Raw genomic sequence first — 13123 nt, forward strand, 5'->3', positions numbered from 1 at the left:
GCCGCCCCGCCGACCTCACGCATACCAACGACGACGACCACCCTAGAGTCCCGTGCCGCGGGGGATAAGTTCAGCCGGACGCTCGTAGCACGGCTGCGACAATCGGCCCGGCCGCGTCGCCGCCGTGGCCGCCCTGCTGGGACAGGGCCGCGGCCGCCACATCATCGCGGAAGCCGGTGAACCAGCTGTCGGAGGTGGCCTTTCCGTCGATCTCGGCGGAACCGGTCTTGGCGCCGATGTCGCCGCCGAGCCCCGACATGGCCTGCACGGCGGTGCCCTGCGCCGAGGTCGCGGTCAGCCGCATCATCTGCTTGAGCTGGGCCGCGGTGCTCGCGGGCAGCCCCTTGGCGGTGGCCAGTTGGCGGCCGTCGAGCTCGGGCGAGACCAGATACGGCTGCCGGAACTCGCCGGTGATGGCGGTGGCCGTCACCGACACCATGTTCAGCGGGTTCATCTGGACCTGGCCCTGTCCGATGGCGTTGGCCGCGCGGTCCGGGCCGCCGGAGACGGGGACGCTGCCGTCGACGGACGTGATGCCGGTCTTCCAGTCGAGGCCGATCCCGAACCGCTCCTCGGCCTCCTGGGTCAGCGAGGCGTCGGTGAGCGGCTCCTCGTCGACGAGCTTGATGAAGGCCGTGTTGCAGGAGCGCATGAAGCCGTTGGCGAGGGTGGCGCTCGCGGTCTCGTTGGGCTCCAGGCCCGTGAGGTTCTTGAAGGTCTGGCTCTGCCAGGTCGCGGTCGGCGGGCAGGGCGCCGGGCCGTTCATCGAGGTCACGCCGTTGTCGATGAGCATCGCCGCGGTGATGATCTTCATCGTGGAGCCGGGGGCGACCTTGCCCTCGAAGGCCGCGTTGAAGGCGTCGTCCCGGTGGTTGGCCACCGCCAGCACCTCGCCGGTGCTCGGCTTGAGCGCCACGACCGAGGACTGGTCGTGCTGCTTCACCGCCTTCTCGGCCGCCGCCTGCACGCCCGCGCTGAGCGTCGTCTCCAGCTTGCCGGGTCTGCCCTTCGCGAGGGTCAGCAGCGAGGTGTCCGGCGACTCGTCGGCGTGCCGTATCGACAGCTCTATACCGGGCGAGCCGCCGGCCTTGCTGCCGTACCGCTCGCGCAGCGTGTCCAGGATCGGGCCGAGCGAGGGGTACTTCTCCTTCGTCAGCACGGTGCCGTTACGGTCGACGGCCTCGATGGGCGGGCTCGCCGCCTCGCCGGTGACGAGGGTGTCGTCCCGCTTCAACTCCGGGTGGATCACGGCGGGTTGCCAGTCGACGAGGGCCCGCCCGGTGGTGAGCCCGCGCACGACGGTGAGCTGACTGCGGTAGCTGAGCGCCTTGGACTTCCCGCCGTAGGACACCTTGGCCTTCACCGTGTACGGCACGGTGGCGCCCTTGGCCTTGCCGGGCGTGATCTTCACGCCGGTGATGTGCGCGGCGTTGCCGTAGGAGGTGAGCACGGTCTCCGCGGCCGCGTCGTTGTTGGTGTACGACGCCGCCCGCGTCGCCTGTCCCTTCTCCCAGGCCGCGAAGAACTTCGCCGTGGTCTCCTCGACCTCGTCCCCGCTCGGCGGCCCGGACCGAAGCGGGGCCGGCTCACCGCCCTGCCCCGTCGCCCCGCCACCGTTCAACGCGGACATGATGTTGTACGCGCCGTACCCGGCACCGCCCACCATCACGGCGAACACCCCACCTATGACGGCAGCCTTGACCCCCTTGGACATGCGTCCCCTCCCCGTTTCCCCGTTGCAGTCCTCCGCACTGTAAGTGGCGTGAGGGAAACCTGTGGAAGGAGTTTTCTTTTCTTGGCCGCTTTTGTGGCGATGGATTGACCGAAGAGCGTTCGTCCGGATACCGCCGCCACCGCAGACGCGACTGAGCGCCGCGACCGGCCTGATCGGCCGAGCCGCAGCGCTCAGTGGAAGACGATCCTCAGAGGACGCCGAAGGGACTGACGAATCCGAGGATGGCGGCCGCGGGAGCCGCCGCCAGCGGGAGGACGCCCGGCGGGTAGGCGGCCGAGTACGGGTACACCAGGTTCGTGGACGTCTGCGGGGGCTGCGGGGACTTCGAGTCGCGGGTGTCGGCGTTGGCGACGGCGGTGACCGACATGACCGCGGCTCCGGCGAGGGCGATGACAGCAAGTGTCCGTTTGGTTGCGTTCATGCTCGGTGAACGATCATCGCCTGTTCCTGTTACGCAAGTCAGACCCATGTGTCCAGCCACATCCGCGACCGCCAGTCGTCGATCGGGATCGCCGTGCCCGTGTGGATCGGCCAGAAGTAGATGAAGTTCCAGGCGATCAGCAGTACCAGGACGCCCGCGCCCGTCGCCCCCACCACCCGGCGGGTCTCGCCTGCGCCCGGGGGGCCGATGATCGCGCCGAGGAGCATGGCCACGGCCAGGCAGAGGAAGGGGAGGAAGACGACGGCGTAGAAGAAGAAGATGGTGCGTTCCTGGTAGAGGAACCAGGGGGCGTAGCCGGCCACGACGCCGCAGGCGATGGCGCCCGCTCGCCAGTCGCGGCGGAAGAGCCAGCGCCACAGGATGTACAGGACGGCGAAGGCCGCCACCCACCACAGCAGCGGCGTGCCGATCGCCAGGACCTCGCGCGCGCACTTCTCGCCCGCGTCGGCGGGGCAGCCGTCCTTGCCGGGCAGGGGCGACTCGTAGAAGAACGACACCGGGCGGCCGTCGACGATCCAGCTCCACGGGTTGGACTGGTAGGTGTGCGGGGACGACAGGCCGACGTGGAACTCGTACACCTGGTGCTCGTAGTGCCACAGGCTGAGCCACCAGTCGGGGAACAGCCACGACCAGCTGCTGGTACGGCCGTCGGCGCTCGCCCAGTCGCGGTAGTAGCCGCCGCTGCCGTCGGTGGGCGAGAGGATCCAGCCCGTCCACGACACGAGGTACGTGACGATCGCCACCGGCACGGTCGCCAGGAAGGCGAAGCCCAGGTCGCGCTTGAGCACCGTGGTGTACGGGAAGCGGGCACCGGCGACCTTGCGGGCGCCGACGTCCCACAGGACCGTCATCAGGCCGAACGCGACCAGGAAGTACAGGCCGTTCCACTTGGTGCCGATGGCCAGGCCCAGCATCAGACCGGCCAGCCAGCGATAGGGGCGCCGGCCGAGGCGCAGCGTCTCGGCGGTGTGGGCGTCGGGGCGGACCCGGCCGTCGGCGTCGGCCGGCAGCGCGGCCGCGAGTTTCGCGCGAGCCCGGTCCCGGTCGAGGACGAGGCAGCCGAACGCCGCCAGCACGAAGAACATCAGCACCCCGTCGAGCAGCGAGGTGCGGGCCATCACGAAGGCCAGCCCGTCCACCGCCATCAGCGTGCCCGCGAGGCAGCCCAGGAAGGTCGAGCGGAAGATACGGCGGCCGATGCGGCACAGCATCAGGACGGCCAGCGTGCCCAGCAGCGCCGTCATGAACCGCCAGCCGAACGGGTTGAACCCGAACATCAGCTCGCCGAGCCCGATGACGTACTTGCCGACCGGCGGATGCACGACGTACGCCGCGTCCGTGGGGATCGGGACGTGACCGTTGCTCGACAGGATCAGGTCGTTGGCGTTCTTGTCCCAGTTGACCTCGAAGCCGCGGTGGACGAGCGCCCAGGCGTCCTTGGCGTAGTACGTCTCGTCGAATATCACCTTCTTCGGGCTGCCCAGGTTCCAGAACCGCAGCACTCCCGCGAGCAGCGTCACCAGCAGCGGACCGCCCCAGCCGGACCAGCGCGCGATCCGCTCGGCGAGCGGCCGCGAGACGCCGAGGAACTGCCACAACCGCGGGCTGGGCTGGACATACGGCGGCACGAGCCGGTCGCGTACGTCGCTTCTGGGCGTCGCCGTGTAGCCGAATCGGCGCAGCCGCTGCTGCCACGACGGCTGCTGCTCGTGGGTCGCCTGGCCCTGCCGGGTGTCCGTGGAGGACGCGGTACTGGTCACCGCGCCATCGTAGGGAACACGTCTGTGGGAGTCCCGTGGATGCGCCCTGCGAGGATGGAAACGTGACAGGAACCCTTGTTTTGGCAGGCACCCCCATCGGCGACATCAAGGACGCCCCGCCCCGGCTCGCCGAGGAGCTGGCCGGCGCGGACGTGGTCGCCGCCGAGGACACCCGGCGGCTGCGGCGGCTCACCCAGGCGCTGGGCGTGCAGCCGGCCGGGCGCGTCGTGTCGTACTTCGAGGGCAACGAGTCGGCCCGTACGCCCGAGCTGGTCGAGGCGCTCCTGGAGGGCTCACGGGTGCTGCTGGTGACGGACGCGGGGATGCCGTCGGTGTCGGATCCCGGGTACCGGCTGGTCGCCGCGGCCGTCGAGAAGGACATCCGCGTCACCGCCGTACCGGGGCCGTCCGCCGTGCTCACCGCGCTCGCGCTGTCGGGGCTGCCCGTGGACCGGTTCTGCTTCGAGGGGTTCCTGCCGCGCAAGGCGGGCGAGCGGATGTCGCGTCTGCGGGAGGTGGTCGAGGAGCGGCGCACGCTCGTCTACTTCGAGGCCCCGCACCGGCTCGACGACACGCTCGCCGCGATGGCCGAGGCGTTCGGCGCCGAGCGGCGGGCCGCCGTGTGCCGGGAGCTGACCAAGACGTACGAGGAGGTCAGGCGGGGCGGGCTCGGGGAGCTCGCGGCTTGGGCGGCGGAGGGGGTGCGCGGGGAGATCACCGTCGTGGTCGAGGGCGCGCCCGAGAAGGGGGCCGAGGAGATCGGTGCCGAGGAACTCGTGCGGCGGGTTCGCGTGCGGGAAGAGGCGGGGGAGCGGCGCAAGGAGGCCATCGCGGCGGTGGCGGCGGAGGCCGGGGTGCCGAAGCGGGAGGTCTTCGACGCCGTTGTGGCGGCGAAGAACGCGGGGGCGTGAAACGCCGTGTGAGCAGGGCGTATCTCGGCTGAGCGTGCGCCCCATGCGGGGGTAAAGGGACCCGGCCCTTTCGGCAAGGAACGTCCAAGTCGGCGCCAACACTGGACAGATGGCGTGCACCGGCTGCCGCGGAGGAGTCCACTGGACGAAGGGACGCAACCCGTCCCCCCAGCGGACCACAGGAGCTGGCATGAGCGAGATCGCACAGCAGACCACGGGCCTTCGCAGCGCCGCGACCGCCGTCGTCCACGAGTCGTATTCCTTCGCCTGCATGAGGTGCGGGCACGGTTGGGAGCAGTCGTACGAGATAGAGCACCACATAGACGGTGACGGCCGTGAGTTCGTCCTCTATGTGGCCGACGGCCAGGTGGTTCCGTCTCCGCTGAGCCGGCCCACGTGTCAGAACTGCGACAACCACGTCGTCCGCATCATGCGGCCCGGGCAGGTGTCCTCCGTGCAGAACTCCCTGCACCCCCAGCGGTCGATCCCCCGGCAGGCGAAGCCGACACCGGAGTCGGAGTCGGCGGACGGGGCGGACCACCACTGGCATCTGTCCGACCTCCTGCACGTCTTCCACCGCAAGGCGAGCTGAGACCGGGCGCCGGGCGGACCGAGCGCCGGCGGAGAAGGCATGCCCCTTTCGTAGGATCGGGGCATGCCTTCGAACGCCGCCGACAAGCACGCCGCCCCGCCCCTCCCGGAACCGCTCCGGGTGCCGGTCGCCGACTCCCACACCCACCTCGACATGCAGTCCGGCACGGTGGAGGAGGGCCTGGCGAAGGCGGCGTCGGTCGGGGTGACGACGGTCGTACAGGTGGGCTGCGACGTACGCGGCTCGCAGTGGGCGGCCGAGACGGCGGCGCGGTACGACGCCGTGCACGCGACCGTCGCCCTGCACCCGAACGAGGCTCCGCGCATCGTGCACGGGGACCCCGACGGCTGGTCCCGGCAGGGCGCGCGCGAACCCGGAGGCGCCCGGGCGCTCGACGAGGCGCTCGCCGAGATCGACCGCCTGGCCGCGCTTCCGCAGGTCAAGGGCGTCGGCGAGACCGGCCTCGACTACTTCCGCACCGGGCCCGAGGGCAAGGAGGCGCAGGAGGCGTCCTTCCGCGCCCACATCGAGATCGCCAAGCGGCACGGCAAGGCCCTGGTCATCCACGACCGCGAGGCCCACGCGGACGTGCTGCGGGTGCTGAAGGAGGAGGGCGCCCCCGAGCGGACGGTGTTCCACTGCTACTCCGGGGACGCCGAGATGGCCCAGGTGTGTGCCCGCGCCGGCTACTACATGTCCTTCGCCGGCAATGTCACCTTCAAGAACGCCCAGAATCTGCGGGACGCGGTGGCGGTGGCCCCGCTGGAGCTGCTCCTCGTGGAGACCGACGCGCCCTTCCTCACGCCGGCGCCGTACCGCGGACGGCCCAACGCGCCGTATCTCATTCCGATCACGGTGCGCGCCATGGCGGCCGTACGGGGGATCGAGGAGGACGTGCTGGCGGCGGCCCTCGGCTCGAACACGGCACATGCCTTCGGCTACTGACCGATAACCGGCGGATAACGCTCGCCCGGGTCCCCGCCCGACCGCTCGTCACGATGTGTAGTCGGACCGCTTTGGAGAGTGACGAGGCCTCCGCTACTTTCTGTGGGCCCGATCCGGATCCGGACTCCTCCGCTGGAGCGTGTCGTCGTGAGCAACGCGCAGTTCGAGACGTATGGCCCGAGCCCCGTGCACGACCCCCCGGCGTACGGCGGCTTCGACCCGTACAGCGCTCAGACGCTGGCCTACGGGGTGCCGGCGGGGGCGTACCAGACGCGTACGGACACCTATGGACCTGTGTACGGGGTGTACGCCGGCCACGGCCAGCACGGTGGCTACGGGGACCAGGGGACCCACGCAGGCCACGGTCACCCTGGGGACCAGGGGTATCGCGGGGATTACGCGGACTACGCCGATCACTACGCGGACTACGTGGGTCACGTGGACTACGAGGCCTACGAGGACACCTACCGCCCCGCGTACGAGGCCTCCGAAGCCACGGCGCCCGTGCCCGTGGTGCGCCCCCGGCGTGGTCGACGAGCCGCGCGCCGGCACCGGGCCCGAGCCGCCGAGCGGGTGGACGGGCCCATGCGCAGACTCGTGCCGCAGGCGCTGGTCGTCGCGTTCCTCGCGGGCGGCACGACCGCCTTCGTCGCCAAGGACAAGGCGATCGAGCTGACCGTCGACGGCGAGCCGCGCGAGATGCACACCTTCGCGGACGACGTCACCGAACTGCTGGCCGAGGAGGGCGTGGAGGTGGGGGCGCACGACGTGGTGGCGCCCGCTCCCGGTGCGGCGCTCGCCAACGGTGACGAGGTCGAGGTGCACTACGGGCGCCCCGTGCGGCTCACGATCGACGGGCAGCGGCGCGAGGTGTGGACGACCGCGCGCACGGTCGAGGCGGCGCTCACGCAGTTGGGGGTGCGCGCGGAGGGGGCGTATCTGTCGACGCCGCGCTCCCGGCGCATCGGGCGCGAGGGGCTCGCGCTGGATGTGCGCACCGAACGCGCGGTGACGGTCATGGCGGACGGCCGGGCGCGCACGATCCGCACCAACGCGGCGACCGTGGGCGAGGTGGTCGAGCAGGCCGGCATCACCCTGCGCGGGCAGGACACCACGTCCGTGCCGCACGAGAGCTTTCCGCGCGACGGCCAGACGGTCACGGTCCTGAGGATCACCGGCCGCAAGGAGATCCGCGACGAGGCGATCCCGTTCGCCGTGGAGCGGGTCGACGATCCCTCGGTGTTCAAGGGCACGGAGGTCGTCGAGCGGGCGGGGCAGCCGGGGCTGCGGCGGGTCACCTACTCGCTGCGCACCGTCAACGGCGTCCGGCAGAAGCCACGGCGCATCCGGTCCGAGGTGGTGCGCGAGCCGCGGACGCAGGTGGTGAAGGTGGGGACGAAGCCGCTGCCGACGTCCGTGCAGGGCGCGGGCGACCTGAACTGGGAGGGGCTGGCGGCGTGCGAGTCCGGGGGGCGGGCGGACGCGGTGGACTCGTCGGGGACGTACGGCGGGCTGTACCAGTTCGACACGCAGACCTGGCAAAACCTCGGCGGGAAGGGGCGGCCGCAGGACGCGCCGGCGGCGGAACAGACGCTGCGGGCGAAGAAGCTGTACGTGCGGCAGGGGGCGAGTCCCTGGCCGCACTGCGGGGCGCGGTTGCACGGGTGACCGCCGGCAGCCGGGGCCGGCTGCCGGGGCGACCGCGCTGGTGCGATCGCGCCCGGCGGGGCCCCGTACCCTTGTCGGGTGAGCAGCCCCACCCCCGACGCCCTGCTGGGCCCCGCCGACATCCGTGAACTGGCGGCCGCCCTCGGTGTGCGCCCCACCAAACAACGCGGCCAGAACTTCGTGATCGACGCGAACACGGTCCGCCGTATCGTCCGCACCGCGGAGGTCCGCCCCGACGACGTGGTCGTCGAGGTCGGCCCGGGGCTCGGCTCGCTCACCCTCGCCCTGCTGGAGGTGGCCGACCGCGTCACCGCCGTCGAGATCGACGACGTACTGGCCGCCGCGCTCCCCGCGACCATCGCGGCCCGCATGCCGGAGCGCGCCGACCGTTTCGCGCTGGTGCACACCGACGCGATGCACGTCACCGAACTCCCGGGCCCGCCGCCCACCGCCCTGGTCGCGAACCTCCCCTACAACGTGGCGGTCCCGGTGCTGCTGCACATGCTGGAGACCTTCCCGAGCATCGAACGCACCCTCGTCATGGTGCAGTCGGAGGTCGCCGACCGCCTGGCCGCCGCGCCCGGCTCCAAGGTGTACGGCGTGCCGTCCGTGAAGGCCAACTGGTACGCCGAGGTCAAGCGGGCCGGTGCCATCGGGCGCAATGTCTTCTGGCCCGCGCCGAACGTCGACAGCGGGCTGGTGGCGCTGACCCGGCGCGCCGAGCCGATCAAGACGACCGCCTCGCGGCGTGAGGTCTTCGCCGTCATCGACGCCGCCTTCGCCCAGCGCCGCAAGACGCTGCGCGCCGCGCTCGCCGGGTGGGCGGGCTCGGCGGCGGCGGCCGAGGCGGCGCTCGTGGCGGCCGGGGTCTCGCCGCAGGCGCGTGGAGAGGCGCTGACGGTCGAGGAGTTCGTGCGCATCGCGGAGCACAAGGAAGCCGCCGGCCGGGACAAGGAGTCCGAGTAAGTGAGCGCGAGCGTCACCGTACGTGTCCCCGCCAAGGTCAACGTCCAGCTCGCGGTGGGCGCCGCCCGCCCCGACGGGTTCCATGACCTGGCCAACGTCTTTCTCGCGGTCGGCCTGTACGACGAGGTCACCGTGGCCCCGGCCGGGGAACTGCGCGTGACCTGCGCGGGGCCGGACGCCGACCAGGTGCCGCTCGACGTCACGAACCTGGCGGCGCGGGCGGCGATCGCGCTCGCCGAGCGCCATGGGATCGACCCGGCCGTGCACCTGCACATCGCCAAGGACATCCCGGTCGCCGGCGGCATGGCCGGCGGCAGCGCGGACGGCGCGGGCGCGCTCCTGGCCTGCGACGCGCTGTGGGGTACGCACGCCTCCCGCGAGGAACTCCTCGACATCTGCGCCGAGTTGGGCAGCGACGTGCCGTTCAGCCTGGTCGGCGGGGCGGCCCTCGGCACCGGGCGGGGGGAGAAGCTGCGTGCGCTGGAGGTGGGCGGCACCTTCCACTGGGTGTTCGCGATGGCTGGGCGCGGGCTGTCGACGCCCGCCGTGTTCCGGGAGTTCGACCGGCTCGGCGAGGGCACGGACATTCCGCAGCCGGTCGCCTCCGAGCCGCTCCTCGACGCCCTCGCGAAGGGCGACCCCGACGCGCTCGCCGCCGCCGTCTCCAACGACCTGCAGCCCGCCGCGCTCTCCCTCTTCCCGGAGCTCGCCGACACCCTCGCCGCCGGCCGTGCCGCGGGCGCGCTCACGGCGCTGGTCTCCGGCTCGGGCCCGACGACTGCGTTCCTCGCCCGCGACGCCGAGTCGGCGCTGAAGGTGGCCGAAATCCTACGGTCGTCGGGCACTTGTCGGGCGGTGCGTACGGCGTCCGGACCGGCTCCGGGTGCCACCGTGCTGTCCGCATAAAAGCGTCACAACATCTCCACCTGGGCCAATGCAACCCCTGGATCTGCATAGATATGCAGGTCAAGTGTTACCTAGTTCACGGTAGTTGATTGTTCGACAATCACCCCTCATGGTCCATTTCGCGCCACTGTGCGCCATGGGAAGGGCTGGCATGATCAGCCACCCCCGGTCGTCTGTTACCGGTGGTACTCCTGAGGAGCTCCCATGGGGCACATGGACCACTTCAGCGCGGGATGGGTCACCCCCGTCCTGTCCTACGCGATGGCCTGCGTCGGCTCGGCGCTCGGACTGCGCTGCACCGTCAGGGCACTTGAAGCGGACGGCGCCTCCAAGCGGAACTGGCTGCTGCTCGCCTCGCTCGCCATCGGCTCCGGCATCTGGACCATGCACTTCATCGCGATGATGGGCTTCAGCGTCGACGGCACCCCGATCCGCTTCGACGTCCCGATCACCGTGCTGAGCCTGCTGATGGCCGTCGCCGTGGTCGCGGCCGGCGTCTTCACCGCCGGATACGGCCGCTCACGCGTGATGTCGGTCCTCCTCGGCGGCCTCGGCACCGGGCTCGGCGTCGCCGCCATGCACTACACCGGCATGGCCGCGCTCAACCTGCACGGCGACGTCGACTACGACCCGGTGCTCGTCATCGCCTCGGTCGTCATCGCCGTCGTCGCCGCGACCGCCGCGCTGACCCTCACGCTCATCGTGCGCGGACCGGTGCTGGCGACCGCCGCCGCGCTCGTCATGGGGCTCGCCGTCAGCAGCATGCACTACACCGCCATGTACGCCGTGAAGATCTCCCTCGCGCCCAGCAGCGCGGCCCTGCCCGGCGCCACCGCCACGGAGTTCATCTTCCCGCTGGCCGTCCTGCTCGGCTCGTTCCTCTTCCTCGCCGCCGCCTACGTCGCGCTGTCCCCGACCGGCAAGCGCCACGAGTCGGCCGCCGCGGCACAGCTGCTGCGCGAGGTCGAACTCACCACGGCCTGAGGTTCACCGCAGCCTGACGGCTCACCACGGCCTCACGGCCCACCACGGCCTGACGGCTCCCCATACCCCCGAGCTTCTCCCGACCCAGGTCGAACGAGGTCCCCTCATGCGCGTCCCCAGCCGTACCTCCGCCCGACTGCGACCCAGATCGGTGCGCGCGAAGATCGTCTCCCTGCTGATGCTGCCCATCGTGTCCCTCATGGCGCTGTGGGGCTTCGCCGCCGTGACGACCGCCTCCAGCATCGGCGACACCGAGCGCGCCAAGGACGTCAACTCCGAACTGCTCACCCCGGTCGGCGACTTCGTCACCGCCGTGCAGGCCGAACGGACCGCGGCGATGCGGTACACGACGACCCCGGACGCCTTCGTCAAGGCCCGCAAGGCCACCGACAAGGCCGCCACCGCCCTGCGCAACGGCATCAACGCCGCCAGCTCCGACGCCGCCCTCCTCGACGCGAGCCTGCCCGGGCGCATCGAACGCCTGGAGGCCGACGCCGAGGGGCTGGCGAAGCCCCGCGCCGAGGCGACCGCGAAGAAGGCGGGGGCACCCTCGGCCGCGTACACCGCGTACTCGGCGATCATCGAGCACGCCTTCGCCGTCACCGGCGCCCTCACCGGCGACCAGGGCACCGACGCCGCGTCCGAGGCGCGCGTGGTGCTCGAACTCGCCCGCGCGCGGGAGGCGCTGGCGCGCGAGCAGGCGCTGCTGAGCGCCGCCGACGCGCGCGGGGCGCTGGGCAAGGAGCAGTACACGCTGTTCGTGGGCGCCGTCGCTCTTCAGCGCGACCTGCTGGAACCCGCCGTCGCCGACCTGAAGGCCGCACACCGGGCGGCGTACGAGGAGGTCCTGGGCGGCGACGGGTACGCGCGCGTGCGGACCGTCGAGAACCGGGTGCGGGACACCGGGGCCGGGGCGGCGGCCGTGACGGCCGGTTCGCTCGCGGGCTGGGACACCGCGGTCTCCGGGGTGCTGAAGGACCTGACCGAGGCCGAGACGGCGGCCGGAACGGGGGCCGCCGCGCAGGCCGACCCGTTCGGCTGGGACACCCTCGGCGCCTCGGGCGTGGCGGTGGTGCTCGGCCTGGTGGGCGTACTGCTGTCGCTGCTGGTCTCCGTGCTCGTCGGACGCGGCCTCATCGTCGAGCTCCTCGACCTGCGCAACGACGCCCTGGAGGTGGCCGGCCGGCGCCTGCCCCAGGCCATGCGCAAACTGCACGCCGGGCAGGGCGTCGACATCGACGCCGAGGCACCCATGCGGCGACTGGTCGGCGACGAACTGGCCCAGGTCGGCACCGCGCTCACGGCGGTGCAGCGGGCGGCGCTGAAGGCCGCGAGCGAGCGCGCCGAGCTGCTGAGCGGGATCTCCGGGGTGTACGTCAGTCTGGCGCGCCGCAGCCAGGTGCTGCTGCACCGTCAGCTGGACCTCCTGGCAGGGATGGAGCAGCGGCAGCGGGATCCGGCGGAGCTGCAGGACCTGTACCGCGTCGACTACCTGGCGACACGGATGCGCCGGCACTCCGAGAGCCTGCTGATCCTGTCCGGCATCGCGCCGGGGCGTGGCTGGCGGGACCCGATTCCGCTGGCGGACGTGCTGCGCGCGGCCGTCGCCGAGATCGAGAACGCGCAGCGCGTGCAGATCTGGGCGGTGCCGAAGGTGTCGCTGGTGGGCGGCTCGGTCGCCGACGTCATCCATCTCCTCGCCGAACTGGTCGAGAACGCCACCGCGTTCTCCCCGCCGAGCACCAAGGTGCAGCTGCGCGCCGCCCGGATGCGCGAAGGGCTCCTCATCGAGATCGAGGACAGCGGCTTCGGCATGAACGAGGACGCCCTCGCCGACGCCAACCGCAAGCTCCAGTCCGAGAAGGTCGACCTCCTCGACGCCAAGCAGATCGGCCTGTTCGTGGTGAACCGGCTGCGCGAGCGGCAGGGCCTGCGCGTCGAGCTGCGCGCCTCGCCGAACGGCGGTGTCACGGCGGCCGTCCTCGTCCCCGAGAACCTGCTGCGCGACGACATGCCGGTGGGCGAACCCGCGGTCCAGGGGCGGGGTCTCGCCCCGGCGGCTGCGTTGATCCAGCACCAGCACCAGCACCAGCGGACGGACAGCGCCGGAGCGTAACGCCGTACTCACAAGTAGGGGTCTTCGCCCGATCTTCACACGAATGTACTGCGATCGGAGTACGCGTGGGGCGGGTGGGGCGGTTAGGGTCCCTTGAC

The 13123-nt window shown here is 71.7% G+C and carries 11 protein-coding genes; 8 read left to right on the forward strand and 3 right to left on the reverse strand.

The features are described from left to right. Nucleotides 1–70: 70 nt before the first annotated feature. From ACIREI_RS13410 to ACIREI_RS13420, 3 genes are all read right to left on the reverse strand, one after another. On the reverse strand, nucleotides 71–1714 hold the full coding sequence (locus ACIREI_RS13410) for a penicillin-binding transpeptidase domain-containing protein (RefSeq protein WP_403331538.1): 1644 nt from the start codon (nucleotides 1712–1714) through the stop codon (nucleotides 71–73). 208 nt (nucleotides 1715–1922) lie between these two features. Further along, nucleotides 1923–2156, reverse strand: a complete 234-nt coding sequence (locus ACIREI_RS13415) for a hypothetical protein (RefSeq protein WP_403331541.1) — start codon at nucleotides 2154–2156, stop codon at nucleotides 1923–1925. Nucleotides 2157–2194: 38 nt separating this feature from the next. Further along, nucleotides 2195–3937 carry a dolichyl-phosphate-mannose--protein mannosyltransferase gene (locus ACIREI_RS13420; RefSeq protein ID WP_403331544.1) on the reverse strand — a complete coding sequence of 581 codons (1743 nt, stop codon included), beginning with the start codon at nucleotides 3935–3937 and terminating at the stop codon, nucleotides 2195–2197. A gap of 62 nt (nucleotides 3938–3999) precedes the next feature. Here ACIREI_RS13420 and rsmI point away from each other — a divergent pair, with 62 nt between their 5' ends. The 8 genes from rsmI to ACIREI_RS13460 all read left to right on the forward strand — a co-directional run bounded on the left by rsmI (nucleotide 4000) and on the right by ACIREI_RS13460 (nucleotide 13025). Then, a complete protein-coding gene (gene rsmI / locus ACIREI_RS13425) occupies nucleotides 4000–4848 on the forward strand; it encodes a 16S rRNA (cytidine(1402)-2'-O)-methyltransferase (protein WP_403331547.1) in 849 nt (282 codons plus the stop codon). Nucleotides 4849–5038: 190 nt separating this feature from the next. Next, entirely contained in the window at nucleotides 5039–5440 is a 402-nt protein-coding gene (locus tag ACIREI_RS13430) for a hypothetical protein (protein ID WP_403331550.1), read from the forward strand. A 63-nt stretch (nucleotides 5441–5503) separates the two neighbouring features. Continuing rightward, a complete protein-coding gene (locus ACIREI_RS13435; RefSeq protein ID WP_403331551.1) occupies nucleotides 5504–6385 on the forward strand; it encodes a TatD family hydrolase in 882 nt (293 codons plus the stop codon). Between the two features lie 147 nt (nucleotides 6386–6532). Beyond that, on the forward strand, nucleotides 6533–8053 hold the full coding sequence (locus ACIREI_RS13440; RefSeq protein WP_403331554.1) for a ubiquitin-like domain-containing protein: 1521 nt from the start codon (nucleotides 6533–6535) through the stop codon (nucleotides 8051–8053). Between the two features lie 78 nt (nucleotides 8054–8131). Beyond that, nucleotides 8132–9019 carry a 16S rRNA (adenine(1518)-N(6)/adenine(1519)-N(6))-dimethyltransferase RsmA gene (gene rsmA / locus ACIREI_RS13445; protein ID WP_403331557.1) on the forward strand — a complete coding sequence of 296 codons (888 nt, stop codon included), beginning with the start codon at nucleotides 8132–8134 and terminating at the stop codon, nucleotides 9017–9019. Beyond that, nucleotides 9020–9925, forward strand: coding sequence for a 4-(cytidine 5'-diphospho)-2-C-methyl-D-erythritol kinase (locus ACIREI_RS13450; RefSeq protein ID WP_403331560.1), 906 nt, complete (start codon nucleotides 9020–9022; stop codon nucleotides 9923–9925). It begins immediately after the preceding gene. Between the two features lie 204 nt (nucleotides 9926–10129). Next, nucleotides 10130–10909 (forward strand): MHYT domain-containing protein, encoded by a 780-nt coding sequence (locus ACIREI_RS13455; protein WP_403331563.1) that lies wholly within the window; start codon nucleotides 10130–10132, stop codon nucleotides 10907–10909. A gap of 106 nt (nucleotides 10910–11015) precedes the next feature. Beyond that, nucleotides 11016–13025: a nitrate- and nitrite sensing domain-containing protein gene (locus ACIREI_RS13460; protein ID WP_403331566.1), complete on the forward strand. Its 2010-nt coding sequence runs from the start codon at nucleotides 11016–11018 to the stop codon at nucleotides 13023–13025. Nucleotides 13026–13123: the final 98 nt, after the last annotated feature.

The sequence above is a fragment of the Streptomyces sp. NPDC093591 genome, from assembly GCF_044764885.1.
Lineage (GTDB): Bacteria > Actinomycetota > Actinomycetes > Streptomycetales > Streptomycetaceae > Streptomyces.